At 71.4% G+C, this 25695-nt stretch carries 27 protein-coding genes and 1 pseudogene; 8 read left to right on the top strand and 20 right to left on the bottom strand.

What is annotated here, in order from left to right; all coding sequences use genetic code 11:
• Positions 1 to 7: 7 nt before the first annotated feature.
• The 7 genes from ACFFQA_RS18165 to argS all read right to left on the bottom strand — a co-directional run bounded on the left by ACFFQA_RS18165 (position 8) and on the right by argS (position 10318).
• The gene (locus ACFFQA_RS18165; protein ID WP_377853280.1) at positions 8 to 1165 is read right to left on the bottom strand and encodes a sensor histidine kinase; all 1158 of its coding nucleotides are present in this window, start codon (positions 1163 to 1165) and stop codon (positions 8 to 10) included.
• Positions 1166 to 1496: 331 nt separating this feature from the next.
• A complete protein-coding gene (gene rho / locus ACFFQA_RS18160; RefSeq protein ID WP_377853278.1) occupies positions 1497 to 3536 on the bottom strand; it encodes a transcription termination factor Rho in 2040 nt (679 codons plus the stop codon).
• A gap of 427 nt (positions 3537 to 3963) precedes the next feature.
• Entirely contained in the window at positions 3964 to 4845 is an 882-nt protein-coding gene (gene thrB / locus ACFFQA_RS18155) for a homoserine kinase (RefSeq protein WP_377853276.1), read from the bottom strand.
• 5 nt (positions 4846 to 4850) lie between these two features.
• Positions 4851 to 5930 carry a threonine synthase gene (gene thrC / locus ACFFQA_RS18150; protein WP_377853274.1) on the bottom strand — a complete coding sequence of 360 codons (1080 nt, stop codon included), beginning with the start codon at positions 5928 to 5930 and terminating at the stop codon, positions 4851 to 4853.
• Positions 5927 to 7240 (bottom strand): homoserine dehydrogenase, encoded by a 1314-nt coding sequence (locus ACFFQA_RS18145; RefSeq protein ID WP_377853272.1) that lies wholly within the window; start codon positions 7238 to 7240, stop codon positions 5927 to 5929. The genes thrC and ACFFQA_RS18145 overlap by 4 nt, the downstream gene beginning before the upstream one ends.
• Position 7241: 1 nt before the next feature.
• Entirely contained in the window at positions 7242 to 8660 is a 1419-nt protein-coding gene (lysA, locus tag ACFFQA_RS18140; protein ID WP_377853270.1) for a diaminopimelate decarboxylase, read from the bottom strand.
• Positions 8657 to 10318, bottom strand: coding sequence for an arginine--tRNA ligase (gene argS, locus ACFFQA_RS18135; RefSeq protein ID WP_377853268.1), 1662 nt, complete (start codon positions 10316 to 10318; stop codon positions 8657 to 8659). The genes lysA and argS overlap by 4 nt, the downstream gene beginning before the upstream one ends.
• Positions 10319 to 10487: 169 nt before the next feature.
• Here argS and ACFFQA_RS18130 point away from each other — a divergent pair, with 169 nt between their 5' ends.
• From ACFFQA_RS18130 to rho (ACFFQA_RS18120), 3 genes and pseudogenes are all read left to right on the top strand, one after another.
• The gene (locus ACFFQA_RS18130; protein ID WP_377853266.1) at positions 10488 to 11342 is read left to right on the top strand and encodes a thioredoxin-like domain-containing protein; all 855 of its coding nucleotides are present in this window, start codon (positions 10488 to 10490) and stop codon (positions 11340 to 11342) included.
• On the top strand, positions 11335 to 12069 hold the full coding sequence (locus ACFFQA_RS18125) for a DUF305 domain-containing protein (RefSeq protein WP_377853264.1): 735 nt from the start codon (positions 11335 to 11337) through the stop codon (positions 12067 to 12069). Before ACFFQA_RS18130 ends, ACFFQA_RS18125 begins: the two co-directional genes overlap by 8 nt.
• Before the next feature lie 338 nt (positions 12070 to 12407).
• Positions 12408 to 13490 (top strand): annotated as a pseudogene (gene rho, locus ACFFQA_RS18120) (transcription termination factor Rho); the annotation flags it as partial.
• Positions 13491 to 13571: 81 nt separating this feature from the next.
• Here rho (ACFFQA_RS18120) and ACFFQA_RS18115 read toward each other — a convergent pair.
• Positions 13572 to 13901, bottom strand: coding sequence for a cupin domain-containing protein (locus tag ACFFQA_RS18115; protein WP_377853262.1), 330 nt, complete (start codon positions 13899 to 13901; stop codon positions 13572 to 13574).
• Between the two features lie 109 nt (positions 13902 to 14010).
• On the opposite strand from ACFFQA_RS18115, the gene ACFFQA_RS18110 reads away from it, so the two are divergent.
• From ACFFQA_RS18110 to ACFFQA_RS18100, 3 genes are all read left to right on the top strand, one after another.
• Positions 14011 to 14430: a hypothetical protein gene (locus tag ACFFQA_RS18110; protein WP_377853260.1), complete on the top strand. Its 420-nt coding sequence runs from the start codon at positions 14011 to 14013 to the stop codon at positions 14428 to 14430.
• A 34-nt stretch (positions 14431 to 14464) separates the two neighbouring features.
• Positions 14465 to 14938 carry a thioredoxin-dependent thiol peroxidase gene (bcp, locus tag ACFFQA_RS18105; protein WP_377853258.1) on the top strand — a complete coding sequence of 158 codons (474 nt, stop codon included), beginning with the start codon at positions 14465 to 14467 and terminating at the stop codon, positions 14936 to 14938.
• A 118-nt stretch (positions 14939 to 15056) separates the two neighbouring features.
• Positions 15057 to 15962: a hypothetical protein gene (locus ACFFQA_RS18100; RefSeq protein ID WP_377853256.1), complete on the top strand. Its 906-nt coding sequence runs from the start codon at positions 15057 to 15059 to the stop codon at positions 15960 to 15962.
• Here ACFFQA_RS18100 and rdgB read toward each other — a convergent pair.
• On the bottom strand, positions 15948 to 16556 hold the full coding sequence (rdgB, locus tag ACFFQA_RS18095; protein ID WP_377853254.1) for an RdgB/HAM1 family non-canonical purine NTP pyrophosphatase: 609 nt from the start codon (positions 16554 to 16556) through the stop codon (positions 15948 to 15950). The two genes, ACFFQA_RS18100 and rdgB, sit on opposite strands and share 15 nt — an antisense overlap.
• The gene (rph, locus tag ACFFQA_RS18090; RefSeq protein ID WP_377853252.1) at positions 16553 to 17311 is read right to left on the bottom strand and encodes a ribonuclease PH; all 759 of its coding nucleotides are present in this window, start codon (positions 17309 to 17311) and stop codon (positions 16553 to 16555) included. The genes rdgB and rph overlap by 4 nt, the downstream gene beginning before the upstream one ends.
• 74 nt (positions 17312 to 17385) lie before the next feature.
• Here rph and ACFFQA_RS18085 point away from each other — a divergent pair, with 74 nt between their 5' ends.
• Complete coding sequence (locus ACFFQA_RS18085) at positions 17386 to 17901, top strand: DUF2231 domain-containing protein (RefSeq protein WP_377853250.1); 516 nt, start codon at positions 17386 to 17388, stop codon at positions 17899 to 17901.
• On the opposite strand, the gene ACFFQA_RS18080 is transcribed toward ACFFQA_RS18085, so the two are convergent.
• The 4 genes from ACFFQA_RS18080 to ACFFQA_RS18065 all read right to left on the bottom strand — a co-directional run bounded on the left by ACFFQA_RS18080 (position 17857) and on the right by ACFFQA_RS18065 (position 20842).
• Complete coding sequence (locus tag ACFFQA_RS18080; protein WP_377853248.1) at positions 17857 to 18684, bottom strand: MBL fold metallo-hydrolase; 828 nt, start codon at positions 18682 to 18684, stop codon at positions 17857 to 17859. The genes ACFFQA_RS18085 and ACFFQA_RS18080 overlap by 45 nt on opposite strands.
• 48 nt (positions 18685 to 18732) lie before the next feature.
• Positions 18733 to 19557, bottom strand: a complete 825-nt coding sequence (murI, locus tag ACFFQA_RS18075; protein WP_377853246.1) for a glutamate racemase — start codon at positions 19555 to 19557, stop codon at positions 18733 to 18735.
• Entirely contained in the window at positions 19554 to 20153 is a 600-nt protein-coding gene (locus ACFFQA_RS18070; RefSeq protein ID WP_377853244.1) for a rhomboid family intramembrane serine protease, read from the bottom strand. Before ACFFQA_RS18070 ends, murI begins: the two co-directional genes overlap by 4 nt.
• A gap of 83 nt (positions 20154 to 20236) precedes the next feature.
• A complete protein-coding gene (locus ACFFQA_RS18065) occupies positions 20237 to 20842 on the bottom strand; it encodes a hypothetical protein (RefSeq protein WP_377853242.1) in 606 nt (201 codons plus the stop codon).
• Positions 20843 to 20921: 79 nt separating this feature from the next.
• On the opposite strand from ACFFQA_RS18065, the gene ACFFQA_RS18060 reads away from it, so the two are divergent.
• Complete coding sequence (locus ACFFQA_RS18060) at positions 20922 to 21779, top strand: SMP-30/gluconolactonase/LRE family protein (RefSeq protein ID WP_377853240.1); 858 nt, start codon at positions 20922 to 20924, stop codon at positions 21777 to 21779.
• A gap of 3 nt (positions 21780 to 21782) precedes the next feature.
• On the opposite strand, the gene ACFFQA_RS18055 is transcribed toward ACFFQA_RS18060, so the two are convergent.
• The 6 genes from ACFFQA_RS18055 to ACFFQA_RS18030 form a co-directional block, all read right to left on the bottom strand.
• Complete coding sequence (locus ACFFQA_RS18055) at positions 21783 to 22733, bottom strand: PLP-dependent cysteine synthase family protein (RefSeq protein WP_377853238.1); 951 nt, start codon at positions 22731 to 22733, stop codon at positions 21783 to 21785.
• A 4-nt stretch (positions 22734 to 22737) separates the two neighbouring features.
• Entirely contained in the window at positions 22738 to 23016 is a 279-nt protein-coding gene (locus ACFFQA_RS18050; protein WP_377853236.1) for a MoaD/ThiS family protein, read from the bottom strand.
• A 79-nt stretch (positions 23017 to 23095) separates the two neighbouring features.
• Positions 23096 to 23578: a M67 family metallopeptidase gene (locus ACFFQA_RS18045; RefSeq protein WP_377853234.1), complete on the bottom strand. Its 483-nt coding sequence runs from the start codon at positions 23576 to 23578 to the stop codon at positions 23096 to 23098.
• 80 nt (positions 23579 to 23658) lie between these two features.
• A complete protein-coding gene (locus tag ACFFQA_RS18040) occupies positions 23659 to 24291 on the bottom strand; it encodes a DUF2017 family protein (RefSeq protein WP_377853232.1) in 633 nt (210 codons plus the stop codon).
• Positions 24284 to 24541 (bottom strand): ATP-dependent Clp protease adaptor ClpS, encoded by a 258-nt coding sequence (locus tag ACFFQA_RS18035; protein WP_377853230.1) that lies wholly within the window; start codon positions 24539 to 24541, stop codon positions 24284 to 24286. Before ACFFQA_RS18035 ends, ACFFQA_RS18040 begins: the two co-directional genes overlap by 8 nt.
• A 39-nt stretch (positions 24542 to 24580) precedes the next feature.
• A complete protein-coding gene (locus tag ACFFQA_RS18030; RefSeq protein ID WP_377853228.1) occupies positions 24581 to 25663 on the bottom strand; it encodes a ThiF family adenylyltransferase in 1083 nt (360 codons plus the stop codon).
• Positions 25664 to 25695: the final 32 nt, after the last annotated feature.

Below are 25695 nucleotides of genomic sequence, written 5' to 3'. Positions count from 1 at the left end.
CCACCTACTACGAGCAGCAGCACGATCCGCGGTCTACGACGCTCTCGACCTCGCGGTTGGCGTCCAACGGGATCATGGCCCGCACGCGGTACCCGCCCCCGGCGACCCTGCCCGCCTCAAGGCGGCCGCCGAGGCGTCGCACCCGCTCCCGCATCCCGCGCACGCCGAACCCGGTCCCGGGGAACAGGCGTCGCGGCCGGTCGGTGCGACACCGGTCGTTGGCGACGGTCACCCGCAGCACTCCGCCGACGGCTCCGAGCTGGACGACCACCCTCGTCGGCGAGGAGTGCTTGACCACATTCGTCAGCGCCTCACGCAGTACCCGGTAGGTCTCCACCCCAACCTCGGCGGGCAGGGTCTCCGGCATTTCCCCAAATCGCAGTTCGACATCGTTGCCCGCGACGCCCGCCGCGCGGACGAGCTCGGGAATCCCGTCGACGCCGTGCCGAGGGGCTCCGATTTCGGAGCGCAGCTCCGCGACCAGGTCGCCGAGCTCGGTGACCGCCCGCCTGCCGCTCTCCCGGATGCCACTGGCCGCGCGTGCGAGCTCCGGCTGCTGACCGCGAGCGAGATCGTCGAGCAGGTACGTCTGCACGCTGATCGCGCTGAGGTGGTGGCCGACGACATCGTGCAGGTCAGCCGCGATCCGGGTGCGTTCATCAGCCAGCTCCCGCGCCCGCCTGCCCCGTTGCTCGCGCAGCGACCGGCGCAGGAGCTCCGAGTACCGCCGGTGCTCCGCGCCGACCAGGCAGGCTCCTGCCACGGCGACCCCCGTCAGCAACCAGCCACTCGGCCCGGTCGAACCGGACAGCGCGCAGGCGACCGCGACCACTCCCGCGAGAGCGGCGATCGGGAAACGATGTTGTTGCGGGGCAACGGTTCCGAGCGCGTGCGCTGCCAACAGCAGCGGTAGCTCCGCGGTCAGGTTGGGCACGTCGAGCAGGCTCCGCCCGATGACCCCGGCCGCCACCAGGACAGCGACTGCGACCGGCCACCGGCGGCGCTGGACGAGCGGACCGTGCACGAGGAACGCGAACGCGACGGCCGCCACCGCCTCCCGCGCATCAGCGGAGAGAGCGCTCGCGGCACCCGCGTCGGCGATGAGGAGGACGACGACCGCGCCGATGTCGAACCAGCGCTTGTCACCACGAAGTCGCGCCCGCACGCGCCGATGCCTCCCGCCCCGGATCTGCCGTGATCCCCACGTAGTTGCTTACCTGGCAGCCACCGGTTGGACCAGGTCCGGACCATCCTGTCACCGCAATGGCCCAATCGCGGAGCGTCGTTGATCTCAGTGTTTTTCGAGATCGACCGCTCTTCGAAGTAACGGGTTACAACCACCAGTCGGCTCCCCTTGCGTCAAGGAGCAACCATTCACGGAATTCAGTGCGCACAATCCCGACAAGGATTCTCGTTCATCGGACAGAACTCCGGTGTCGAACGCGCGACGGCCCCCGCCGGGAAGTGGCGGGGGCCGTCGTGGCGGGAGCGAGGACTCAGTCGTCGTTGCTTCCGCCGGGGCTGTTCTTCGCGACCTGCATCAGGAACTCGATGTTGGTGCGCGACTTGCGCAGCTGGGTGAGCAGCAGGTCGATCGCCTGCTGGTCGTCCAGTGCCGAGAGCACGCGACGCAGCTTGTGCGTGACCGCGAGCTCGTCCGGCGAGAGCAGCAGCTCCTCCTTGCGGGTACCGGACGCGTCCACGTCCACCGCGGGGAAGGTGCGCTTGTCGGCGATCTTGCGGTCCAGCTTGAGCTCCGCGTTGCCGGTGCCCTTGAACTCCTCGAAGATGACCGTGTCCATGGTGGAACCGGTCTCCACCAGCGCGGTGGCGAAGATGGTCAGCGAACCGCCACCCTCGATGTTGCGCGCCGCGCCGAGGAAGCGCTTGGGCGGGTAGAGCGCCGTGGAGTCCACACCACCGGAGAGGATCCGGCCGGACGCCGGGGCCGCCAGGTTGTAGGCGCGGCCGAGGCGGGTGATGGAGTCCAGCAGCACGACCACGTCGTGACCGGCCTCGACCAGGCGCTTGGCCCGCTCGATGGACAGCTCGGCGACGGTGGTGTGGTCGGCGGGCGGGCGGTCGAAGGTGGAGGCGATGACCTCACCCTTGACCGAGCGCTGCATGTCGGTGACCTCTTCGGGCCGCTCGTCCACCAGCACGACCATCAGGTAGCACTCGGGGTTGTTCTTGGTGATCGCGTTGGCGATCGCCTGCAGCACCGAGGTCTTACCGGCCTTCGGCGGGGACACGATCAGCGCGCGCTGCCCCTTGCCGATCGGCATCACCAGGTCGATGACGCGGGTGGTGAGGATGTGCGGCTCGGTCTCCAGGCGGAGCCGGTCGTTCGGGTACAGCGGCGTCAGCTTGGTGAACTCGGGGCGGTTGCGCGCCGCCTCCGGCTCCAGGCCGTTGATGGTGTCCACCCGGACCAGCGGGTTGAACTTCTGCCGCTGCTGCTCACCGTCGCGGGGCTGGCGCACCGCACCGGTGATCGCGTCGCCCCGGCGCAGGCCGTGGCGGCGCACCAGGGACAGCGAGACGTAGACGTCGTTCGGCCCGGAGAGGTAGCCCGAGGTGCGGACGAACGCGTAGTTGTCCAGCACGTCGAGGATGCCAGCGACCGGCAGCAGGACGTCGTCCTCGCGGACCTCGGTCTCGCGGTCACCACCGGAGGAGCCGGAGCCACGGCCGCCGTCCTCGCCACGGCCGCGGTTGCGGCGGCGGTCGCGGAAGCGCCGGCCACGCCTGCGGCCGCCGTCCTCGTCATCCTCGTCGTCGCGGACCTGCTCGCGCTCGCGCTGCTGGCCCCGGTCACCGCGGTCACCCCGGTCGTCCCGGTTGCGGCCACGGCCACCGCGCTCGTTGCGCTCGCCACGGTCGCCACGGTCGCCGCGCTCGCCGCGGTCACCACGCTCGCCACGCTCGGACCGGTCGCCGCGCTCGCTCTGCTCACCACGGTCGCCGCGCTCGGCGCGGTCGCCACCGCGCTCGTTGCGACGCTCGTTGCGGTCACCGCGGCCGGAGTCGGACTTGTCCTGGCGCTGGGCCTTCTCGTGCTGCTGCGCCTCGGACTTCTCCGCCGGCTTGTCGTCGACGACGGCCGGGGCGGACTGGGCGTCGGAGTCGGCGCGCTCGCCGTCCGGGCTGCCCGCGGGGCGGCTGACCGCGCGGCGCCTGCGGCTGCGGCGGGCGTCGCCGCCAGCGGCGTCGGGCTCGGCGGCCGGGGTGGCCTTGCGCTCCGACGGCGCGGCCTTGGCCTTGGCAGGAGCGCTCTCGGCCTCGGGCAGCGGAAGCTGCGCCGCCTGCGGCTTGCGCGCTCCGGACCCCCCGCCCTGGCGCTCCTTGATGGCAGCGATCAGGTCGCCCTTGCGCATCCCGCTGGTGTTGCCGATCCCCAACTCTCCCGCGAGTTGGCGGAGCTCGGCCAGCACCATCCCGGAGAGGCCGCCGCGCCGCTTGGGCGCGGCCCCGTTGGCCGCAGGGGTGGCCTCAGCGCCGGCGGCGCCGCTGCTCAACAGTTCTGTGTCGCTCACACATGTCCTTCCTGACCGGAACGCGCCTCCTACGCGGACCAGCGGAGCGCCGCCACCGCGGGACGCGGGAACAGCGCATCAGTCCAGTCTCGGCGGGCCTTGCGGAACCTTGGGGTATCGCAGGCAAACTGGGCCACCGATACAGAACTTCTCAGTCACTACGGCGGTCAGGTACCCGAGCGTGCCGACCCTGTGTCGTGGTTGGGCCACAAGGTCAACTCTCAACGGGAGATGCGACCCGGAGACATGGAGTCCGGGAACTGCACCGGCGACCGTGCGCGCGGTGACTGATGCTGCAAAGCGTAGACCCCGCCGCAGACCGGTGCAACAACCGGGCACCTCCGACGCGCCGCGAACGGCCTTGTCTACCTGTGCTTTAGCGCATCCGGGTGAGGAAGATCGACTCATTCGGCCTTGCTCGACCCGATCAGCGCAACGGCTCGGCCCGCACGCCCTCGGTGTCCACCGGCAGCCGGTGCGCGGTGAACCCGCTCAGCGGCAGGCCCTCCGGCAGCGCGCCACCGGCGGGCAGCGCGAGCACCGTGGGCCCCGCCCCGGAGATCGCGGCCGCGATTCCCGCTTCCCGCAAGGCATCCACCAATCGCATCGACTCCGGCCACGCGGGCCGGCGGTACTCCTGGTGCAACCGGTCCGCGGTCGCGTCCAGCAGCAGGTCAGGTCGGGTGGTGATGGCGTGCACGGCCAGCGCGGCCCGGCCCGAGGCGAAGGCGGCGTCGCGGTGCGGCACCCGCTCCGGCAGCAGCCCGCGCGTCGTCGCGGTCGACGATGTGACCTGGGGCACGAACGCCACGGGCGCCACCCCCGGATGCGGTTCGACGCGCACGGCGCGGTGTTTGAGCCCGTCGTGCCAGGCGATCACCGCTCCGCCGTGGAAGCTGGCCGCCGCGTTGTCGGCGTGTCCTTCGAAGTCGGCGGCCAGGTGCAGCGCGTCGTCATCGAGCTTGTGCCCGGCGAGTGCGTAGCCCGCCGCGACGCCCGCGACCACGGCCGCCGCCGAGGACCCGAGGCCCCGCGCGTGCGGGATCACGTTATGACATCGAAGCCGCAGACCGGGCGCGTCGAAGCCGCACGCGTCGAACGCGGCCCGCACCGCGCGGACCACCAGGTGCGACTCGTCGGCCGGGACCTGGCCAGCGCCCTCGCCGACGACCTCGACCCGCAGGCCGTCGTCGGCGAGCTCCACCTCCACCACGTCGTGCATGGCCAGAGCCATGCCGAGCGCGTCGAAGCCAGAACCCAGGTTCGCCGTCGACGCGGGGACCCTGACCCGGACACCCGTGCTCTCCAAAGAACTCACCCCAGACTGAGCGCGGAGGCGATGACGCCGGGCTCCACCGGGAGCGCCTCCACCTCGGGCATGTCGCGCAGCGCCGTGTCGGGGTCCTTCAAGCCGTTGCCGGTCACCGTGCACACCACGAGCGCGTCCTTCGGCAGCCGCCCGTCGGCCGAGGTGAGCAGCAGACCGGCGACGCTGGCCGCCGACGCCGGCTCGACGAAGACGCCCTCGCGCGCGGAGAGCAGCCGGTACGCGTCGAGGATCTGCTCGTCGGTCACCGCGTCGATCAGGCCGTTGGAGTCGGTTTTCGCCGTGATGGCGCCGTTCCACGACGCGGGGCTGCCGATCCTGATCGCCGTCGCGATGGTCTCCGGGTTGGGGATCGGAGCGCCGTGCACCAGCGGAGCCGCGCCCGCGGCCTGGAAACCGAACATCCTCGGCGCGGCCTCGACGACGCCGTCGGCCGCGTACTCCGAGTACCCCTTCCAGTACGCGGTGATGTTGCCCGCGTTGCCGACGGGGAGGCAGTGGACGTCCGGCGCGCGGCCGAGCACGTCGCAGATCTCGAACGCCGCGGTCTTCTGCCCCTCGATGCGCACCGGGTTGAGCGAGTTGACCAGCGCGATGGGGTACTCCGCCGCGGTTTTCCGAGCCAGCTCAAGGCAGTCGTCGAAGTTGCCGTCCACCTGGAGGATGCGCGCGCCGTGCGCGACCGCCTGGGCCAGCTTGCCGAGCGCGATCTTGCCGCGCGGCACGAGCACCGCGCTGGTGAGGCCCGCCCTGGTGGCGTAGGCCGCCGCCGACGCCGAGGTGTTGCCGGTGGAGGCGCAGATGACCGCCTTGCTTCCCTCGGCGAGGGCGTGGGTCATGGCCACGGTCATGCCCCGGTCCTTGAAGGAGCCCGTGGGGTTGAGCCCCTCCACCTTGAGCAGCACGCGGCAGCCGACGAGCTCCGACAGGTGCGGAGCCTCCAGCAGCGGGGTCCCACCCTCGTGCAGCGTGACGATCCGCGCGCCGTCCGGGACGGCGACGCGGTCCCGGTAGGCGTTGATGATCCCCGGCCAGCCCGCGCTGACCGGGTTGTGCGTTGTGGTCACTGTTCCTCGCCCTCGACACGCATCACGCTGACCACCTCGCGCACGACGGGCAGTCCCGCGACCTTGTCCACTGTGGACCGAAGGGCGGCGTCGGGGGCGGCGTGGGTGACCACCACCAGGCTCGCGGAGGGCTCGTTGTCGCGGCCCTCCTGCCGCACGGCCGCGATGCTCACGCCGTGCTCGGCGAAGACCGCTGCCACCTGCGTCAACACGCCCGGTTGGTCGGCGACGTCAAGGCTGATGTGGTAGGCCGTGCCGGTCTGGCCCATCGGCCGGACGGGCAGCTCGGCGTAGGCCGACTCGCGCGGCCCCCTGCCGCTGGCCACCCGGTTGCGGGCCACCGCGACCAGGTCGCCGAGCACGGCGCTCGCGGTCGGCGCGCCACCGGCGCCCTGCCCGTAGAACATGAGCTGCCCCGCTGCGTCGGCCTCGACGAAGACCGCGTTGAACGCGCCGCCGACCCCGGCGAGGGGGTGCGAGCGCGGGATCATCGCGGGGTGCACGCGGACCGAGACGGACTCGGTTCCCGCGTCGTCGGTGACCCGCTCGCAGATCGCCAGCAGCTTCACGGTGCGGCCGAGCGAACGGGCGGCGGCGATGTCGGCCGCGGTCACCGAGGAGATGCCCTCGCGGTGCACGTCGGCGGCGGTGACCCTGGTGTGGAAGGCGATCGAGGCCAGGATGGCCGCCTTGGCCGCGGCGTCGAACCCGTCGACGTCCGCGGTCGGGTCGGCCTCGGCGTAGCCGAGCCTGCTGGCCTCCTCCAGCGCCTCGGCGTAGCCCGCCCCGGTCGCGTCCATCGCGGAGAGGATGTAGTTGGTGGTGCCGTTGACGATGCCCATCACGCGCGTGATGCGGTCTCCGGCGAGGGACTCCCGCAGCGGGCGCAGCAGCGGGATGGCACCGGCGACGGCGGCCTCGAAGTAGAGGTCGGCGCCCGAGGCGTCGGCGGCGGTGAACAGCTCGCCGCCGTTCTCCGCGAGCAGCGCCTTGTTCGCGGTCACGACGGACTTGCCGGAGGACAGCGCGTCGACCAGCAGCGTGCGCACGGGCTCGATGCCGCCGATCACCTCGACGACGACGTCGACGTCGTCCCTGGCGACCAGCGCGGTCGCGTCGGTGGTGAGCAGCTCGGCGGGCACGTCGCGGTGCTTGTTGGGGCGGCGGACCGCGATCCCGGTCAGCTCGACCGGAGCCCCGACGCGCGCCGCCAGGTCGTCGGCCTGCTCGTGCAGCAGGCGCACCACCTCGGTGCCGACCGTGCCGCAGCCGAGCAGCGCGACTTTGATCGGCTCAACCGGTGTGCTCAACTCAGGCCTCCAGGCGGAAGAGGTCTTCCTCGGTCTCACGCCGCAGCAGCACCCGGGCCTTGCCGTCGCTCACCGCGACGACAGCGGGCCTGACCAGCCGGTTGTAGCTGTTGGCCATGGCGTAGCAGTAGGCACCGGTCGCGGCCACCGCGAGCAGGTCACCGGGCGCGATGTCACCCGGCAACCAGCAGTCTCGCACCAGAACGTCCCCGGACTCACAATGCTTGCCCACTACTCGGGACAGCACCGGCTCCGCCTCGGCGGGGCGGGAGACCAGGCGGCAGTCGTACTCGGCGTCGTAGAGCGCGGTGCGGATGTTGTCGCTCATCCCGCCGTCGACGCTGACATAGCGCCGCTGCGTGCCGCCGCCGAGCTCCAGGTCCTTGATCGTGCCGACCTCGTAGAGCGTGACGGTGCCCGGCCCGACGATCGCGCGTCCTGGCTCGACCGCCACCTTGGGAACCGGGATGCCGGCCTGCGCGCACTCACGCTCCACAATGGACAGCAGCTGCTCGGCGAGCTTGGCGGGCGGCGGCGGGTTGTCCGTTGGCAGGTAAGCGATACCGAGTCCGCCTCCGAGGTCCACAGTGGACAGGTCGGCGAGCGCATCGGCGCCGTGGGTGGCACGCAGCTGCGCGAGCAGCCCGATCACCCGGTGCGCGGCGATCTCGAAGCCGTCCGCGTCGTAGATCTGCGAGCCGATGTGGCTGTGCAGGCCGACCAGGGACAGGCCCTCCGCCTTGATCACCCGCGCCGCGGCGTCGGCCGCGTCACCGGAGGCGAGGGAGAAGCCGAACTTCTGGTCCTCGTGCGCGGTGGCGATGAACTCGTGGGTATGCGCCTCGACGCCGACTGTGACGCGGATCATGACCGGCTGCACCACACCGCGCTCGCGGGCGAGCTGGTCCAGCCTGGCGATCTCCAGGAACGAGTCGACGACGACAACGCCGATCCGCGCGTCCAGCGCGGCCGACAGCTCGGCGACGGACTTGTTGTTGCCGTGCAACGCGATCCGCTCGCGCGGGAAGTCCGCGCGCAGCGCGATGGCCAGCTCACCACCGCTGCACACGTCGATGCCGAGGCCCTCCTGGGCGACCCAGCGGGCGATCTCCACCGACAGGAACGCCTTGGAGGCGTAGTGCACCAGCGCGGGGTCGCCGAAGGCCTCGGCGTGCTCCCGGCAGCGGGCGCGGAAGTCGGCCTCGTCCATCACGAACAGCGGCGTGCCGTACTGCTCGGCGAGGTCGCGGACGTCCACGCCCGCGAGCTCGACGGCGCCCTGACGGGTGCGCCTGGCGTTGCGCGGCCAGACGTTGGCGTGCAGCTCGTCCTGCTCCGGGAAGGAGATCGGACGAGGTCCCGCGGTGTTGGCCGGGACGATGACATCGGCGTGCCGGGGACCGGCGGGATGGGCTCTCACATTCGCTCCGGTGCGCTCACGCCCAGCAGGGCAAGTCCGTTGGCCAGCACCTGGCGGGCCGCCGCGCACAGGTGCAGGCGGGGCACGGTCACCGGGCTGATCTCCTCATCACCGCGCGGCAGGACCCGGCAGGTGTCGTAGAACTTGTGGTACGCCGCGGCCAGCTCCTCCAGGTAGCGGGCGACGCGGTGCGGCTCGCGCAGGTCGGCGGCCGAGGACAGCACGCGCGGGAACTCACCGAGCGTGCGGATCAGGTCACCCTCGCGCTCGTGCGTGAGCAGCGAGAGGTCCGCGTCGGCGACGTCGCCCACCTCGACACCGAGGTCGGCGGCCGAGCGGCCGAGCGAGGCCAGCCTGGCGTGCGCGTACTGCACGTAGAAGACCGGGTTGTCGCTGGTGCGCTTGCTCCAGGTGTCCAGGTCGATGTCGAGCGTGGAGTCCACGGACGCCCGGATCATGGCGTAGCGGGTGGCGTCGACCCCGATCGCGTCGACGACGTCGTCCATGGTCACCACGGTGCCCGCGCGTTTGCTCATCCGCACCGGTTTACCGTCGCGGACCAGGCTGACGAGCTGGCCGATCAGCACCTCGACGGCGGCCGGGTCGTCACCGGTCGCCGCCGCGGCCGCCTTCAGGCGGGCGATGTAGCCGTGGTGGTCCGCGCCGAGCATGTAGATGCACAGGTCGAAGCCGCGGGCGCGCTTGTCCTGGAAGTAGGCGATGTCACCGGCGATGTAGGCGGTGTTGCCGTCGCTCTTGATGACGACGCGGTCCTTGTCGTCGCCGTAGTCGGAGGACCGCAGCCACCAGGCGCCGTCCTTCTCGTAGAGGCTGCCGGATGCCTTCAGCGACTCGGTGACCTTCTCCACCGCGCCGGAAAGGTGCAGCGAGTTCTCGTGGAAGTAGACGTCGAAGTCGGTGCCGAACTCGTGCAGGCTCTTCTTGATCTGCTCGAACATCAGGTTGACGCCGACCCGGCGGAAGGTCTCGTCGCGCTCGGCCTCCGGCAGCTCCAGCGCGCCCGGCTCGGCCGCGACGACCTGGCCTGCGATCTCGCCGATGTACTCGCCGCCGTAGCCGTCCTCCGGCGCCTGCTCGCCCTTGGCAGCCGCGACCAGCGACTTCACGAAGCGGTCGATCTGCGCCCCTGCGTCGTTGAAGTAGTACTCGCGCGTGACGTCGGCGCCCTGGGCGCTGAGCACCCGGCCGAGCGCGTCGCCGACGGCCGCCCAGCGGGTGCCGCCGAGGTGGATCGGGCCGGTCGGGTTGGCGGAGACGAACTCCAGGTTGATCCTGCGGCCGGCCAGCGCCTCGCCCTTGCCGTAGTCGTCACCGGCGGTCAGCACGGCCCGCACCAGCCCCGCGGTGGCGTCGGCGGCGAGCCGCAGGTTCACGAAGCCCGGCCCGGCGACCTCGGCGGTCTCGACGGCGTCCTGGGCGCCGAGGGCGGTGGCGAGCTCCCCGGCCAGCTCCCGCGGGTTGACCCCGAGTTTCTTGGCGATCTGCATGACCAGGTTGGTGGCGTAGTCGCCGTGGTCGGGGTTGCGCGGTCGCTCGACGGTCACCTGACCCGGCAGGACGGCGGTGTCCAGACCGCGGGCGGTCAGGACGTCGACGGCAACGGATCGGACCAGTTCGGCGAGGGCAGCGGGGGTCACCCGACAAAGTCTAGGGATACCCGGACGGAGCAGCGAACACCCTTCCCCCCGCTCCCGCGCCCTGGGCGACGAATCCTCCATTGGGCTGACCACGACTTGACGCGGCGTCCTTACACTGACGCGCGGCAGAGGGTCGCGACAGGCGTTCACGAGACGAGGACCGACGGGCATGGCCAGCGGCAAGAACAGCAAACAGGCACGGCGGTCCGCCAGCGCACGGGCTTCAGCGGCGATCAAGAAGCCCAAGCCCTGGGGCTTGGTGGCCGCGATCGTGGTCGTCGTCCTGTTCGCGGGCGGCGTCTTCGGCTTCGCCTACTTCCAGTACGCGGACAAGCAGTCCAAGCTGGACGCGCTCGCGCCGTTCACCCCGTCCCAGTCCAACCAGGACCCCTCGAAGCAGATCGAGGGCGTCGTCACCAAGGACTACAAGCCGCAGAGCCACGTCTCCCCCGCCGACCGGGTCGCCTACGACCAGTCCCCGGCCTTCGGCGGCCCGCACGACGGCTACTGGGCGGCCTGCATGGGCAACGTCTACCCGAACCCGGTGCGCACGGAGAACATGGTCCACTCGCTGGAGCACGGCGCGGTGTGGATCGCCTACCACCCGGACAAGGTCCAGGGCGCGGCGCTGGAGGCGCTGAAGAAGAAGGTCGTCAACCAGCAGTTCATCATGATGTCGCCGTACCCGACGCTGGACCGCCCGATCTCGCTGCAGTCGTGGGGCCGCCAGCTGAAGGTCGACAGCGCGGACGACCCGCGCATCGACCAGTTCATCCACGCGCTGCGCCGCAACCAGTACACCTACCCGGAGCTGAACGCCTCCTGCGACGCGCTCGGCCCCGGCGCGTTCGACCCGGACAACCCGCCGCCGTTCGACGCGACCCCGCCCGGCCCTGACGCCAAGCCGATGAACTACGAGCCGCCCGCGCAGCCGGAGCAGCCCGGCCAGCCGGGTGGCACGCAGCCGGGCCAGCCCGGTGGTCAGCCGGGTCAGCCCCAGCCGCAGCCCGGCACCGGTGGCTGACGAGACGGCGCCCGACCCCGCCGACGAGATCGGCGGGGACCGGGACGAACAGAGCCAGCGGACCTCGACCGGCATGCGCGTGCTGGTCGCCACGGTGGCGGTGGTGGCCATCCTGTTGCTGGGCGCGGCGGCGGGCCTGCTGCTCGGCCTGCCCGGCGGCCAGGGCGTCCCGGCGAGCAACTCGGTCGACGTGGGCTTCGCCCAGGACATGAGCGTGCACCACCGCCAGGCGGTGCAGATGGCGGGCTGGGCGCGCGACCACAGCACGGACAACGCCGTCCGCCAGATCGCCTTCGACATCGAGACCAGCCAGCTGGGCCAGGTCGGCCGCATGGAGGGCTGGCTCGGCCTGTGGGACAAGCCCGAGCTGCCGACCTCCGGCAAGTACATGACGTGGATGACCGGCCCCGAGGCGGCGGCGCACGGCCACGGGGCGACCAACCCCAACGACCCGGGCGTGGTCACGATGCCGGGCATGTACACCCAGCAGGAGTGGCAGCGCCTGCGCTCCCTCTCCGGCCGCGAGCTGGACGTGATGTTCCTCCAGCTGATGCTGCGCCACCACCAGGGCGGCGTGCAGATGATGGAGTACGCGGCGAAGTACGCGACCAACCCCCAGGTGAAGAACCTGGCGCAGAGCATGCTGCTGTCCCAGGGCAAGGAGACCGAGACCCTCCGCCGCCTGCTCACCGCCCGAGGCGGGCAACCGCTCCCGCCCCCGACCTAGTCCCTCCACTGTGGACGTCTCGGCAACGCCCCCCACCGGCACGGTGGGGGGCGTTGCCCGTTCCAGGCCCCCTCCTCCGGGGCGCTTCGTCGAGGCCCGGACCACTGGCGCTTGCCAGCGTCCTGACGGCGAGGTACCGTGACAGCGTCTGCTCTTGCCGGATGCCAGCGGATTCACCCGCTCCCCCAAGAGATCTGATGACTCCCCACTCCACGTGAAGGCACGTGTCGATCCGGAGTCGCTTCCCCAGAAGGCCGAAGTCCCGTCGCGTTCTGCCGTGCGCAGCCGACCGCCTCCGGCCGCGATCAACGCTGTCCGGAAGGACCACCATGAACACCATCACCGGAATCCTTGACGTACAAGGAAACTCCGCGTCACTGCACACCTCGGACGGGGAGCGCCTCGCCGTCCCCATGTCGCTCGTCCGCAAGCACGAGCTGCGCCGCGGCGACACGCTCACCGGAACACTCCTCGCACAGCAGGGGAACAGGCGCGCCGCACTGTCCGAAGTGGACAGTGTCAACGGCCGGAGCCCGGAGAACGCCCGCGACCGCGCGCGGTTCACCGACCTCACCCCGCTGTTCCCGGACGAGCGACTGCGCCTGGAGACCGAACCGCACCGGCTCACCGCCCGGGTCATCGACCTCGTCATGCCGGTCGGCAAGGGCCAGCGCGCGCTGATCGTCGCGCCGCCGAAGGCGGGCAAAACCACTGTGCTGCAAGACATCGCGCACGGGATCAGCAAGAACCACCCGGAGTGCCACCTGATGGCCGTCCTCGTCGGCGAGCGCCCCGAGGAGGTCACCGACATCCAGCGCTCCATGCCCGGCGAGGTCATCGCCGCCACCTTCGACCGCCCGCCGTCGGAGCACATCACCGTGGCGGAGCTGGCCATCGAACGCGCGAAGCGCCTGGTGGAGACCGGCCGCGACGTCGTCGTGCTGCTGGACTCGCTGACGAGGCTCGCCCGCGCGTACAACCTCGCCGCCCCCGGATCCGGCCGCATCCTCAGCGGCGGCGTCGACGTCAGCGCGCTGCACCCGCCGAAGCGGTTCCTCGGCGCCGCGAGGAACATCGAGAACGGCGGCTCGCTCACGATCTTCGCGACCGCGCTCGTCGAGACCGGCTCCGTCGGCGACGGCGTGACCTACGAGGAGTTCAAGGGCACCGGCAACGCCGAGCTGAAGCTGGACCGCAGGACCGCGGGCAGGCGTGTCTTCCCGGCGGTCGACGTCGAACAGTCCAGCACCCGCCGTGACGACCTGCTGCTCACCCCCGAGGAGCGCGTGGTGACCCGAACGCTGCGCAGGGCGCTGAGCTCCCGCGAGCACAACGGGATCGACCAGCTGCTCGACGGCCTGCGCAAGACGCCGACCAACGCCGAGTTCCTCATGCAGCTCGCCGCCCACCAGCCCCGCTGACGCCGGGCCGAACCACCGCGGTTCTCCCGAATGCGGCGACTTCTTCAGTCACATCACCGCGTTCACATCACCGCGTTCCCGCTACGCCAACGGGATCGTGGGCGGGGACTTGAACTCCAGCCAGGTGCTCTCCGCGACCGCCTCCACCGAGTGCGGCACTCCGCGCGGGTGCACCACCACTTCACCCGCGCGCAGCTCCACCGGCTCTCCGTCGAGCGTGCCGACGACATGGCCGCGCATCAGGTACACGTGACTGTCGTGGTCGTGGACGTGGACCGGACTGGCCACCCCCGCCGGATAGGTGATCTCCAGCAGCACTCCGTGCTCGCTCCGCCCGCGCACGCGGTAGCGGCCTTCGCCGCCGATCATGGCCTGGCCCTCCACCGCCCGCAGTGGCGTCCACTCCGTCATGACCGGTTCAACCCGCACGCGCCGGGCGCATTCCCGCGCTTGACAAAACCATCCGTAACGGTGTTTTATAACAGCGTTCTCAAACGTAGCGCCGACCACGGAGACCGCCATGCACAGCCTCCAGTTGAGCCCGCAGTCTCAGGTGATCGCGGGTGCCGTCCTGCTGTCGATCGTGACCATCGAGGTCGGCGGCTGGTTCCTCACCAGGATCGCGCGCGGCGCCGTGCCGATGACGCGGTTCCAGAAGGACTTCGCCAGGGCCGGGCACGCGCACGCCGGAGTGCTCGTCACGCTGGGCCTGGTCTGCCTCGTGCTGGCCGACGCGACCTCGTTGGACGGCGTGCTCGGCTACGCCGCCCGGGTCGGGGTCCCGCTGGCCGCCATCCTGATGTCCGCGGGGTTCTTCGCCTCCTCGATGGGGCGGGGCGAGGTCACCCGGCCGAACAGGCTCTTCGCCCTCGTGTGGCTCGGGGCGCTGTCGCTGGCCGTTGGCGTCGTCACGCTCGGGCTCGGGCTGCTGACCACCTGAGCCGATGTCGGGGGCACCCTCTAGCGTCTCCACCATGAGCGAGCAGAAGCGCCTGGCCCCCGGCGATCCCGCGCCGGAGTTCACCCTCCCCGACGCCGACGAGAAGCCGGTGTCGCTTGCCGAGTTCCGCGGCAAGCACGTGGTCGTCTACTTCTACCCTGCGGCCAGCACCCCCGGCTGCACGAAGCAGGCGTGCGACTTCCGCGACAGCCTCGCCGAGCTCAACGACGCCGACTTCGTGGTGCTCGGCGTCTCCCCCGACAAGCCGGCGAAGCTGGCCAAGTTCCGCGACGCCGAGGGGCTGACCTTCCCGCTGCTGTCCGATGTGGACAAGGCCGTGCTCACCGAGTGGGGCGCCTACGGCGAGAAGCAGATGTACGGCAAGACGGTCACCGGCGTGATCCGCTCGACCTTCGTCGTCGACCCGGAGGGCGTCATCAGCAAGGCCATGTACAACGTCCGCGCCACCGGCCACGTGGCCAAGCTGCGCCGCGAGATCGGCGTCTGACCGACCCGATGCAACCTGGCTGACCAGGGCTTCCGTACGGCACGACCGGGCGGGAAGTTGCCGGGGCTCTCCCACAACTTTCGGGTGAACGGCCCGCGTACCACCGGTCGTGAGACCCATGGTTGTCCTGGTCAGCGCGGCGGTCACCGCCGTGTTGCTGACATGTGCGGCCCTGCTCAGCGCGGCGAGCGGGGCCAGTAGGACCGACGACGCCTTCGTCGAGGTCCTGCCCGCCCCGCCGGGGGCGGAGAGCCAGGCCGAGCGGACACCTCGGCCAGACCCGAAACCAGAGCCCCGCGTCTCCTCGCGAGCCAACCACGGGCCCGGCTACCTCGCGATGCAGAAGTCGCTGCGCGAGGCGGCCGGCTCATCGACCGTGTCGGTGATCGTGTTCGACCGGGAGATCGGCGCGCCGGTGTTCGAGGAGGACGCCGACCGAGGGTTCCGGTCCGCGTCACTGGTCAAGCTGATGATCGCGATCGACGCGCTCGACCGGGGCACCCAGACGCCCGACAGCGCCAGGCTCGCGCGGATGCTCTCGCTCAGCGACGACAGGGTCGCCAGCGAGCTGTGGACGGCCAACGGCGGCACCCAGATCGTGCGCAGGGTGACGGCCAGGCTCGGGCTGGCATCGCAGCCGCCCGCGCGCGAGGGCCGCTGGGGCGACACGCTGATCTCCCCGCGCGACGTCGTGAAGATCTACAACTACATCCTCGGCACGATGCCCGACGACGCCAGGAACGCGATCATGGAGGCGCTGCGGTCCGCCCCCGATGTCGCGGCGGACGGGTTCCGCCAGGACTTCGGCATCCCCCAGGCCTTCGACGGCCTGCCCCGGGCGATCAAGCAGGGCTGGTCCGCCGGTGGCGGTGCCATGGAGCTGCACACCAGCGGCGTGATCGGCGACAACGACCGCTACGTCGTCGCGGTGCTGTCCCGGACTCCGGGCGGCGCGCAGTGGGCCTCCGGGTCCCGGATGGTCACCGAAGCCACCCGGGTCCTGCGGCCGCTACTGCCCGGCTAGCTCGCGCAGGTGCGGCAGCAGGGCCCGCATCGCGAGGCCCCGGTGCGACGCCGCGTCCTTCTCCGCGGGGTCCATCTCGGCGGAGGTCCGGTCCCCGCCCGCGGGGACGAAGATCGGGTCGTAGCCGAAACCGTTGGTGCCACTGGGCTTGCGCGCCAGGACGCCGCGCCACTCGCCGCGCACGACGTGCTCCTCGCCGGTCGGCAGCACCAGCGCCGCCGCGCACACGAAGCCGCCGCCGCGCCGCTCGTCGGGGGTGTCGGAGAGCTGCGCCAGCACCAGGGCGGTGTTGGCGGCGTCGTCGCCGTGGCCGCCCGCCCACCGCGCGGAGAGCACGCCGGGCATGCCGTTGAGGGCGTCGACGGCGATGCCGGAGTCGTCGGCGATGGTGGGCAGACCGGTCGCCGCCACCGCGTCCCTGGCCTTGGCCAGCGCGTTCTCCTCGAAGGTCGCGCCGGTCTCCGGCGCCTCTTCGAACGGCGGGACCTCGTCGAGCCCGATGATCTCGACGCCGCGCACGTTCTCGGCCTCAAGGATGCGGCGGAGCTCGCCGAGCTTCTTCGCGTTGCGCGAGGCGAGCAGGACCCGGGTCACGCCTTCGCCCCGGAGGGCAGCTCGCCGGGGTACGGCTCGGCCAGCACCTCGGCCTGCAGCCGGGAGAGCTGCGCGCAGCCCGCGAGCGCCACGTCGAGCATGCGGTCCAGAGTGGAGCGCGCGAAGGTGGCGCCCTCGCCGGTGCCCTGCACCTCGACCAGGGTGCCCGCGTCGGTCGCCACGACGTTCATGTCGACCTCGGCCCGCGAGTCCTCCTCGTAGGGCAGGTCCAGGCGCACGCGCCCGTCCACCACGCCCACGCTGACCGCCGCGATCGAGCAGGACAGCGGCTTGGGGTCGGCGAGCTTGCCCGCCGCGCCCAGCCAGGTGATCGCGTCGGCGAGCGCGACGTAGGCGCCGGTGATCGCCGCGGTCCTGGTGCCGCCGTCGGCCTGGATCACGTCGCAGTCGATGTTGATGGTGTTCTCACCGAGCGCCGACAGGTCGATGCAGGCGCGCAACGAGCGGCCGATCAGCCTGCTGATCTCGTGCGTGCGCCCGCCGACGCGTCCCTTGATCGACTCGCGGTCGCCGCGGGTGTGCGTCGCCGAGGGAAGCATCGCGTACTCGGCGGTCACCCAGCCCTTGCCGGACCCCGCGCGCCAGCGGGGAACGCCGTCCTGGACGCTGGCCGCGCAGAGCACCTTGGTCTTGCCGAACTCCACCAGGACCGAGCCCGCTGGCCACTCCTGGAAACCTCGGGTGATCCGGATCGCCCGGAGGGCCTCATCGCTTCTGCCGTCGGTACGTGCCACCCGGACAGCTTAGAGTGACCGCCGATCCGGCTTGTCGTTGAACCACCGCGAGCCCGGGCACGTTGAATACGGGCATGGTGCTCGCACAGGATCTGACCACCGTCGACGGCCTTCCACTGCACCCGCTCGTCGTGCACGCCGTCGTGGTGCTGCTCCCCCTCGCCGCTGTGACCGCGACCATGATCGCGCTGCGCCCGGCATGGCGCCGCCGCTTCGGCTGGCCGGTGCTCGCGCTGACCGTGCTCGGCGTCGCCGCGGTGCCCGTCGCGATGTTCAGCGGCGACCAGCTGAACATGGCCACGGGTGGAGCGAACCCGCTCGTGCAGGAGCACTCCGGGCTGGCTTCGGTGCTGCTGCCGCTCGCGATCGCCTTCGGCGTCGCCGTGCTCGTGCTGGTCCTTGCGGGCCGGGCGACGGACCGGGAGCCGGATCCCACCGACTCCCGTGCCCGCGTCTGGCGACTGGTTGGCGTCGGGGCGGCCGTTCTCACCGTCGCGCTCGCGGTCGGCACCGCCGTGCAGGTGGTGCGCACCGGGCACACCGGCTCATCGGCGGTGTGGGAGGGCCGCGTGCCGACGAACAACTCCTGAGCCGTGCTGTGGACCGATCGGATAGGTCACGCCCTGCTCGGCGAGCTGGATCGGCCCGGCGAACACCGCGCGGGCCTCGCTGAGCATCGCTCTCCGGTCGGTCCACGGCGGCACGTGGGTGAGCAGCAGCTGGCGGACTCCCGCGGTCCTGGCCAGCTCACCGGCGTCCCTGCCGGACATGTGCACGTCGACGGGGTTGGCGGGGCTGTGCGGCCATGACGCCTCGGACAGCAGCAGGTTGGCGCCTTCTGCCAAGCGCGCCAACGCTTCGCACGGCCCGCTGTCCCCGGTGTAGACGAGGTTCTGGCCGTCGTGGGAGACGCGGAAACCGAACGCGGTGCACGGGTGCGCGACGCGCGCGGCGGTCACCTCGAACGGTCCAATGTGGACGGTCTCCTCCGCGAGGGCGTGGAACTCGAAGACGTCGGACAGGTCGGTCTCCGCGCGTTCCCGCTCGCTCGGCGCGTACGCGGCCGCCAGGCGGGTCGGCGCCTCCTCCGGAGCGAACACGGGCAGCCGCTCCTCCCTGGGGTCGTACGGCGGCGCGGGGTGGTAGCGGCGAAGCACCGTCAGCGCCGAGAAGTCCGCGCAGTGGTCCGGGTGCAAATGTGAAAGCATGACCGCGTCCACCGAGAACGGGTCGCACCGCGACTGGAGGGCGCCGAGCGCTCCGTTGCCCAGGTCGATGAGCAACCGGAACCCGTCCGCCTCAACGAGGTAGCCCGAGGCGGGGGCGTTGGGGCCGGGAAGGCTGCCGGAGCAGCCGAGGATGGTCAGCAGCACCCGTCGAGGGTGGCACGGCTGAGCGCGCTCGCCCAGCCGTCGTTCCGGTCAACCGGCTCCGGACACCGGTAGCAGTCCGTCACCCGAGCCGGTCACGGTGCCGAGCACCGGCCCGAGGAAGCGGTGCGCCAGCTTGGTGAAGGGTTGCGGCGGGCCGGTCGCGATGAACTCGTGGTGCGGAGGCTGCTCGCCCGGCTCGGCCAGCAGGTCGTGGGTGGTCAGCACGCGCACGACGTCCTTGGCCGTCTCCTCGGCGCTGGAGACCAGCGTGACCGAGTCGCCCATCACGAGCTGGAGCACACCGGTGAGCATCGGGTAGTGCGTGCACCCGAGCACGACGGTGTCGACTTCGGCGCGCTGCAACGGTTCCAGGTAGCTCTGTGCCAGCCCGAGGATCTGCCTGCCGGAGGTCACCCCGCGCTCGACGAAGTCCGCGAAGCGCGGGCAGGCGACGCTGGTGATCCGCACGTCGGGGGCCGCGGCGAAGGCGTCCTCGTAGGCGCGCGAGGTCACGGTGGCGCGGGTGCCGATCACGCCGATGCGACCGCTGCGCGTGGCCGCGACGGCGCGGCGCACCGCGGGGAGCACGACCTCGACGACCGGGACCTCGTAGCGCTCGCGCGCGTCGCGCAGGCACGCCGCGGACGCGGAATTGCACGCTATGACAAGGGCCTTGACCCCGCTGGCCACGAGCCGGTCGGCGACGCCGAGCGCGTGCTCCCTGACCTTCGCGATGGGCAGCGGTCCGTACGGGGAGTGCGCGGTGTCGCCGACGTAGCGCAGCCGCTCGGCGGGGAGCTGGTCGAGGATGGCGCGGGCGACGGTCAGCCCGCCGACCCCGGAGTCGAAGATCCCGATCGGCGCGCTGGTCACATCCCGAGGCTACCGGGCAGCTCCGGGGTGGCCCTGGGTTGCCTGCCCGACTTGGCGACCAGCCACGCGGCGAGCACGCCGCCGACGGCGCCGAAGAGGTGGCCCTGCCAGGAGATCCCCGGCTGGCCCGGCAGGATCCCCCACAGGGCGCTGCCGTAGAGGAAGAACAGCACGACCGCGAGCGCGATCTGCAGGAAGCGCCGGGTGAGGAACCCGCGCAGCAGCAGGAAGGTCAGCCACCCGAAGATCAGGATCGACGCCCCGGCGTGGATGGTGCCCTCGGGGGCGACCAGCCAGACGCCGACGCCGCCGACCACCCAGATGGTCGCGGTGACCGCGACGAACTGGCCGATCCCGCCCGCCATCGTGAGGAATCCCAGCACCAGCACGGGAATCGTGTTGGCGGCGAGGTGCTCCCAGCCGAAGTGCAGCGCGGGCGCCCACAGGATGCCGGTGAGCCCGGAGAGCTCGCGCGGGGTGATGCCACCGGCGTCGAGCGCGCCGCCGGTGATCACGTCGATCAGCTCGATGAGGTAGAGGGCAGCGACGAACCCCGCGATGACGATGGCCGCCTGCTTCGGTTGAGCGGGCAACACACGCGCGCCTGGACGGGGCGTCGGAGTCGTTCCGGGAGTGGGCTGCACCCTGCCGAGGCTACGTCAGCCAGGCAGGGGTGGCATCAGGGTCGAACCCTGATTCCCCCGCCGGTGATCAGCCACGACGCGCCGACCGCGGCACCAGCGGCGATGAGGTGCGCGGCGAAGCCGGACAGCGAGGCGCTGGTCCGGAAGAACAGGGTCACGGCGAAGAGCAGGAACAGCCACGTTGCCGTGGTGTCACCGTCCTTGTCGGCGCCGAAGCAGCGCCGGGCGATGAGCACGCCGAGCAGACCCGCGACCACGATGTACGAACCGGAGTAGCTGGAGTGCGGCGCGTTCATCCACAGCGCCAGGCCGCCGACCACCCAGCTCACGGCGGCGATCACGGCGACGTGCCGTGCGCCGAGGTGCCGCAGCGCGAGGTAGCCGATGGGCACGGTCCACACGAGCGCCACCAGCAGCGAGCCGAGGCCGTTGTTGACCAGCGGCGCCCACAGCACCGCGAAGAAGCCGAGGACGCTGCCCTGGGAGATGCCGGGGAAGTAGACCAGCGGCGCGAGCAGCGACTGGAGCACCGTCACGGCGAACAGGACCGCGGCAACCCCGAGCATGATCCGGCCCGCGGACCGCTCGGACATCATGGTGCCCTGCGGGCTGGACTGCTGAGCTGTGGCTGACGCGAACATGGGGCAAACGCTAGGTCTGTAGCAGGATCGGCACATCAGGGGTGACCCGGATTCACGTCTCAGGGACTAGGGTCATCTGGTGATCAGTGAGGTGGCGCTGAAAGCCGAGGCCGAGCTGGGCGAAGGGCCGACCTGGGACATCACCACGGGCACGCTGCTCTGGGTGGACGTGCTGCGCAGCGAGGTCCACCGCTACCACCCGGACCGCGGTTCGGACGACTCGTCGGTGCTGCCGCAACACGTCGGCGCGGCCAAGCCCCGCACGCGCGGCGGGCTGGTGCTCAACCTCCGCGACGGGATCGCGTTGTGGGACAGGGACGACAGCAAACGATGGCTGGTCTACTGGGCCCGCGACGGAGTGCGCGGCAACGACGCCGCGATCGACCCGGCGGGGCGGCTGTGGGCGGGCACCATGCGCTACGACACCGCTCCCGGCGGCGGCTGGCTCGCGCGGGTGGAGCCCGACGGCGCGGCCAAGGTCGTGCTCGACGACGTGACGGTGAGCAACGGCATCGCCTGGAGCCCGGACAGCTCGCTGATGTACTACGTCGACACCCCGACGCGCCGCGTCGACGTCTTCGACTACGACCGCGAGTCGGGCGACGTGGCCAACCGCCGCCCCCTCTGCGAGGTCACCGGCGAGGGCAGTCCCGACGGGATCTGCGTGGACGTGGACGGCTGCGTGTGGGTCGCGCTGTGGGACGGCGCGGCGGTCCGCCGCTACACCCCGGACGGCCGACTGGACCGGGAGCTGCAGCTGCCGGTGTCCCGCCCCACGGCGTGTTGCTTTGGTGGCAACGGTTTCACGGACCTCTACGTGACGTCGGCCCGCACCGACCTCCCCGAGGAGACGCTGGCCACCCAACCGCTCGCTGGCTCGCTCTTCGTCTTCCCCGACATCGCGCAGGGGACTCCCACCCCCATCTTCACCGGCTGACCGTCAGGCCCAGAGGTGGCCGTCGATGCGGGCCGCGGCCTCTTCGAGGGTGCCGGAGTAGGCGCCGGTGGAGAGGTACTTCCAGCCCGCGTCCGCCACGATGAAGGCGATGTCCGCGCTCTCCCCGGCTCCGGCCGCCTTCTCCGCGACCGCGAGGGCCGCGTGCAGCACCGCTCCCGTGGAGATGCCCGCGAAGATGCCTTCGAGCTCAAGCAGCTGCCGGGTGCGGCGGAGTGCGTCGAGTGAGCCGACCGAGAACCGCCCGGTGAGGACCTCCGGGTCGTAGAGCTCCGGGACGAAGCCCTCGTCCAGGTTGCGCAGGCCGTAGACCAGCTCGCCGTAGCGGGGTTCGGCCGCGACGATCTGGACGTCCTTCTTGTGCTGACGGAGGTAGCGGCCGACGCCGACCAGCGTGCCGGTGGTGCCGAGGCCGCCGACGAAGTGGGTCAGCGTCGGCAGGTCGCGCAGCAGCTCCGGTCCCGTACCCCGGTAGTGCGCCTCCGCGTTCGCGGGGTTGCCGTACTGGTAGAGCATGACCCAGTCCGGGTTCTCCGCGGAGATCTTCTTCGCGGTGGCCACCGCCTGGTTCGAGCCGCCCGCCGCGGGCGAGGTGATGATCCGGGCGCCGTAGGCCAGCAGCAGCTGGCGCCGCTCCACCGAGGTGTTCTCCGGCATCACGCAGACCAGCGCGTAGCCCTTGAGCTTGGCCGCCATGGCCAGCGCGATGCCGGTGTTGCCCGAGGTGGGCTCCAGGATCGTGCACCCGGGGCGCAGCCTGCCGTCCCGCTCCGCCGCCTCGATCATGGCCAGCGCGGGCCGGTCCTTGATCGAGCCGGTCGGGTTGCGGTCCTCCAGCTTCGCCCACAGGCGCACGTTCTCTGCCTGCGACAACCGCGGCAGACCGATCAGCGGGGTGTCGCCGAGCGCGTCGAGCAGCGAGTCGTACCTGGCCATCCGCTTAGCGGGAGCCGCCGGCGACGGCGGGCAGGATGGTGACGTTGTCGCCGTCCTTGACCGCGGCCTCCAGCCCACCGGCGAAGCGCACGTCCTCGTCGTTGACGTAGACGTTGATGAAGCGGTGCAACGAGCCGTCCTTGACCAGACGGGTCTTCAGGCCGCCGTGGCGGCTCTCCAGGTCGTCGATGATCTCGGCGAGGGTGACGCCGGACGCCTCGACCGTCTTCTCGCCACCGGTGTGCGTGCGCAGGATGGTGGGGACGGAAACGGTGACGGCCATGGGATTCCTCCAGTCAGCGAACGGACTTCAACTCGGCGAACCCGCGCGCGAGCCCGGACATTCCCGGGGGACGCGGAAGTCAGCGGCAGTCGGGAACGTCGTCGGGACCCGTGTTGGAGAGCATGAAGCGCTCGATGGCCGGGTCGACGGGCTCGGACTCGACGATCTCCACGGGCTCCTCGGTCACCACGCCGTCGACGATCCGGTACGAGCGCAGCTCGTGCACCTCGGGATCGCGGGTGGAGACGAGCACGTAGTGCGCGTCGGGCTCGGCGGCGATGTTCACGTCGGTGCGCGACGGGTAGGCCTCGGTCGCGGTGTGCGAGTGGTAGATGACCACCGGCACCTCGTCGTTGGCCTCCAGCTCGCGGTGCAGGCGCAGCTGCTCCATCGAGTCGAACTGGTAGAAGGTGGGTGAGCGCGCCGCGTTGGTCATCGGGACGAACCGCTCCGGCCGGTCGGAGCCCGCGGGGCCGGCGAGGACGCCGCACGCCTCGTCGGGGTGGTCCCTGCGGGCGTGCGCGACCATCGCGTCCACGAGGTCACGTCGGATCACCAGCACGCCGCCATCCTACGGGGCACCGGAAGGGGCGTCCCAGCATGTGAGCGAGCGGGCCGCTGGTCAGCGACGTCCCCGCGGCGTCAGTCCCGAGGGGCGGTCGCCGGTTCGCCGTACCCCCACGCCACGGCGGCCTCCAACTGGTCGGCCAGGTCGGGGCAGGCGGCGTGCACCAGGACCTCCATCAGGTCCTGGAGCATCACCAGGGTGGCCGCGGCGTCGTGGCCGCCGACCGTGCGGTGCATGAGCCGGGTGCCCTTGCGCGGGGAGAAGAGGAACCGGGCCGCGCCGAGCACGACCATCCAGTCGTCGAACTCGGCGGCGTCCAGCCGCACCTCCGCGACGCCGGTCCAGCCGCCGAGCACCCTGCGGGTGGCGACCAGGACCTCCGCGCGCACGCCCGGCTCCTGCCGGGCCCGGAAGTCCGCGGAGATCGCCGGGTCCGCGCTGATCGCGGGGAACATCCGGCGCAGCAGGATGTTCTGGGTGAGCTGGACGCGCCTGCCGAACGGCCCGCGCCCGGCCTCGGGCGCCTTGCCCGACTCCAGCACGTCCAGCAGCTGGCGTAAGACCATCCGCACCGTGGCCGCCGCGGTCGGGGTGAGCCGCAGCAGGATGTGGTCGCCTTCGCGGGCGGTGTGGGCCGGAACGTCCTCGAAGCCCACCGACGAACCACCGGACGTTCTGCTCGCGGGGTCGTTCACCCGGTCAGCCAACGGGGGCCACCTCGGCTCTGGCCAGGCCGCCGCGCAGGCCGCACACCATCAGGCCGGACACCAGCCGCTCGGCATCGGCGCGTTCGGGGAAACGGGCCACCTCGGCGTAGCCCTGCTGGTGGATCGTGATCATCGTGCGGGCGGCGTCGATGAGGGTCATGCCGCACACGCGATACAGCACGTACTGCACGACGTGGGTGGTGTTGACGTCGTCGTCCCAGACCAGGACGCGCCAGCTCGCGTCGTTCATCGGGCCAGTATGGCGGGAGCGGGCGGCGCTGCGAACCGGTCAGGGGAGTGGCTTCACCCCACAGGCCGGGCAGTCGATCCGCATGGGCCCCTCCACGAGGTAGTGGTCCTCGGGTGCGACGAGGTTCACGCCGTTGACCTGACCCGGCCGGACCGGCGTTATTCCGGTTATGAGTGAAATGACCGCATAAGCGGCGAGGAATCCCGCTATACCGGCGGACGGGGCGCTGGCGGCATTACTGGCGACTTCCGGAATCCTGCCGGACTCCGCCATCCGCAGGCATTCGTAGCAGGCGCCGAGACCCGGCACATAAACGGCGACCGCCGCCCGGGGGCCGTGATAGCCGCTGTCCACCCAGGGCGTTCCGGTTTCCAGGCACGCGCGGTTGGCCCATTCGCGGATCTCACCGGGAGCTCTCGCGGCCAGCAACAGGACGTCGTGGCGCCGCACCAGCGCGAGGAGGTCGGCGGTGCCGGAGACGTGCTCGCGCCGCACGGTGACGCTGATGTCGGAGTTGAGCTCGCGCAGCCGGGCGGCGGCGGCTTCGGCCTTGGGACGGCCGATGTCGTTCTCGGTGTAGATGATCTGGTGGCTGAGGTCGGACAGCTCGACCTCGGCGCCGTCGACGCAGTGCAGGTGCCCGACGCCGCTCGCGGCGAGGGACAGCGCCACGGCCCCACCGGTCCCGCCGAGGCCGACGATCGCGACACTGGCGTCACGGAGCTTGAGCTGGGTCTCCCAGCGGCTGGGCCGGGGCGTGAGGTCCACCCAGCGGTAGAACTGGGCGCTGCGGGCGTAGCGCTGTTTCTCCCGCGCCGTCAGGTCGTCCGGCTCGGTGGCCCTGGTGTCCTCGATGTAGCCCATGCCGATGAGCTGGCCGAGCACGCCGCGGATGTCCTCGCGCCTGGTGTCCGGGTGCCGCGCCGCGACGTGGTCGACGATCTCCCCCGCCGACCGGGTGCCGTCGAGGCTCTCCAGCAGGGTCCAGACCGCGCCGGTCGGGTCGGCGACCTCGGTGGCGATTCCGTGGACGGAGCCGCCGATGCGTATTCGGTCAACGGCGATTCTGTGCGGCGCGTGCTCCGGTTTCACTCTCGGCTTCGCGCGTTCCACGAACCTCACGCAACACCCCCAATACCGGCGAACCTATCGAC

Origin of the sequence: Allokutzneria oryzae (assembly GCF_042429765.1) — a bacterium.
Classification (GTDB): Bacteria; Actinomycetota; Actinomycetes; order Mycobacteriales; family Pseudonocardiaceae; genus Allokutzneria; species Allokutzneria oryzae.
The sequence above is the reverse complement of the archived record's forward strand: the minus strand, read 5'-3'. Positions and strand labels throughout refer to the sequence as shown.

What these genes read in the sequence shown, in the direction of transcription:
- ACFFQA_RS18130 (WP_377853266.1), top strand. Translation starts at nt 10,488, where the DNA reads ATGGCCAGCGGCAAGAACAGCAAACAGGCACGGCGGTCCGCCAGCGCA.
- ACFFQA_RS18065 (WP_377853242.1), bottom strand. Translation starts at nt 20,842, where the DNA reads ATGTTCGCGTCAGCCACAGCTCAGCAGTCCAGCCCGCAGGGCACCATG.
- ACFFQA_RS18055 (WP_377853238.1), bottom strand. Translation starts at nt 22,733, where the DNA reads ATGGCCAGGTACGACTCGCTGCTCGACGCGCTCGGCGACACCCCGCTG.
- ACFFQA_RS18050 (WP_377853236.1), bottom strand. Translation starts at nt 23,016, where the DNA reads ATGGCCGTCACCGTTTCCGTCCCCACCATCCTGCGCACGCACACCGGT.
- ACFFQA_RS18110 (WP_377853260.1), top strand. Translation starts at nt 14,011, where the DNA reads ATGCACAGCCTCCAGTTGAGCCCGCAGTCTCAGGTGATCGCGGGTGCC.
- ACFFQA_RS18115 (WP_377853262.1), bottom strand. Translation starts at nt 13,901, where the DNA reads ATGACGGAGTGGACGCCACTGCGGGCGGTGGAGGGCCAGGCCATGATC.
- ACFFQA_RS18035 (WP_377853230.1), bottom strand. Translation starts at nt 24,541, where the DNA reads ATGAACGACGCGAGCTGGCGCGTCCTGGTCTGGGACGACGACGTCAAC.
- ACFFQA_RS18100 (WP_377853256.1), top strand. Translation starts at nt 15,057, where the DNA reads ATGGTTGTCCTGGTCAGCGCGGCGGTCACCGCCGTGTTGCTGACATGT.
- bcp (WP_377853258.1), top strand. Translation starts at nt 14,465, where the DNA reads ATGAGCGAGCAGAAGCGCCTGGCCCCCGGCGATCCCGCGCCGGAGTTC.
- ACFFQA_RS18085 (WP_377853250.1), top strand. Translation starts at nt 17,386, where the DNA reads ATGGTGCTCGCACAGGATCTGACCACCGTCGACGGCCTTCCACTGCAC.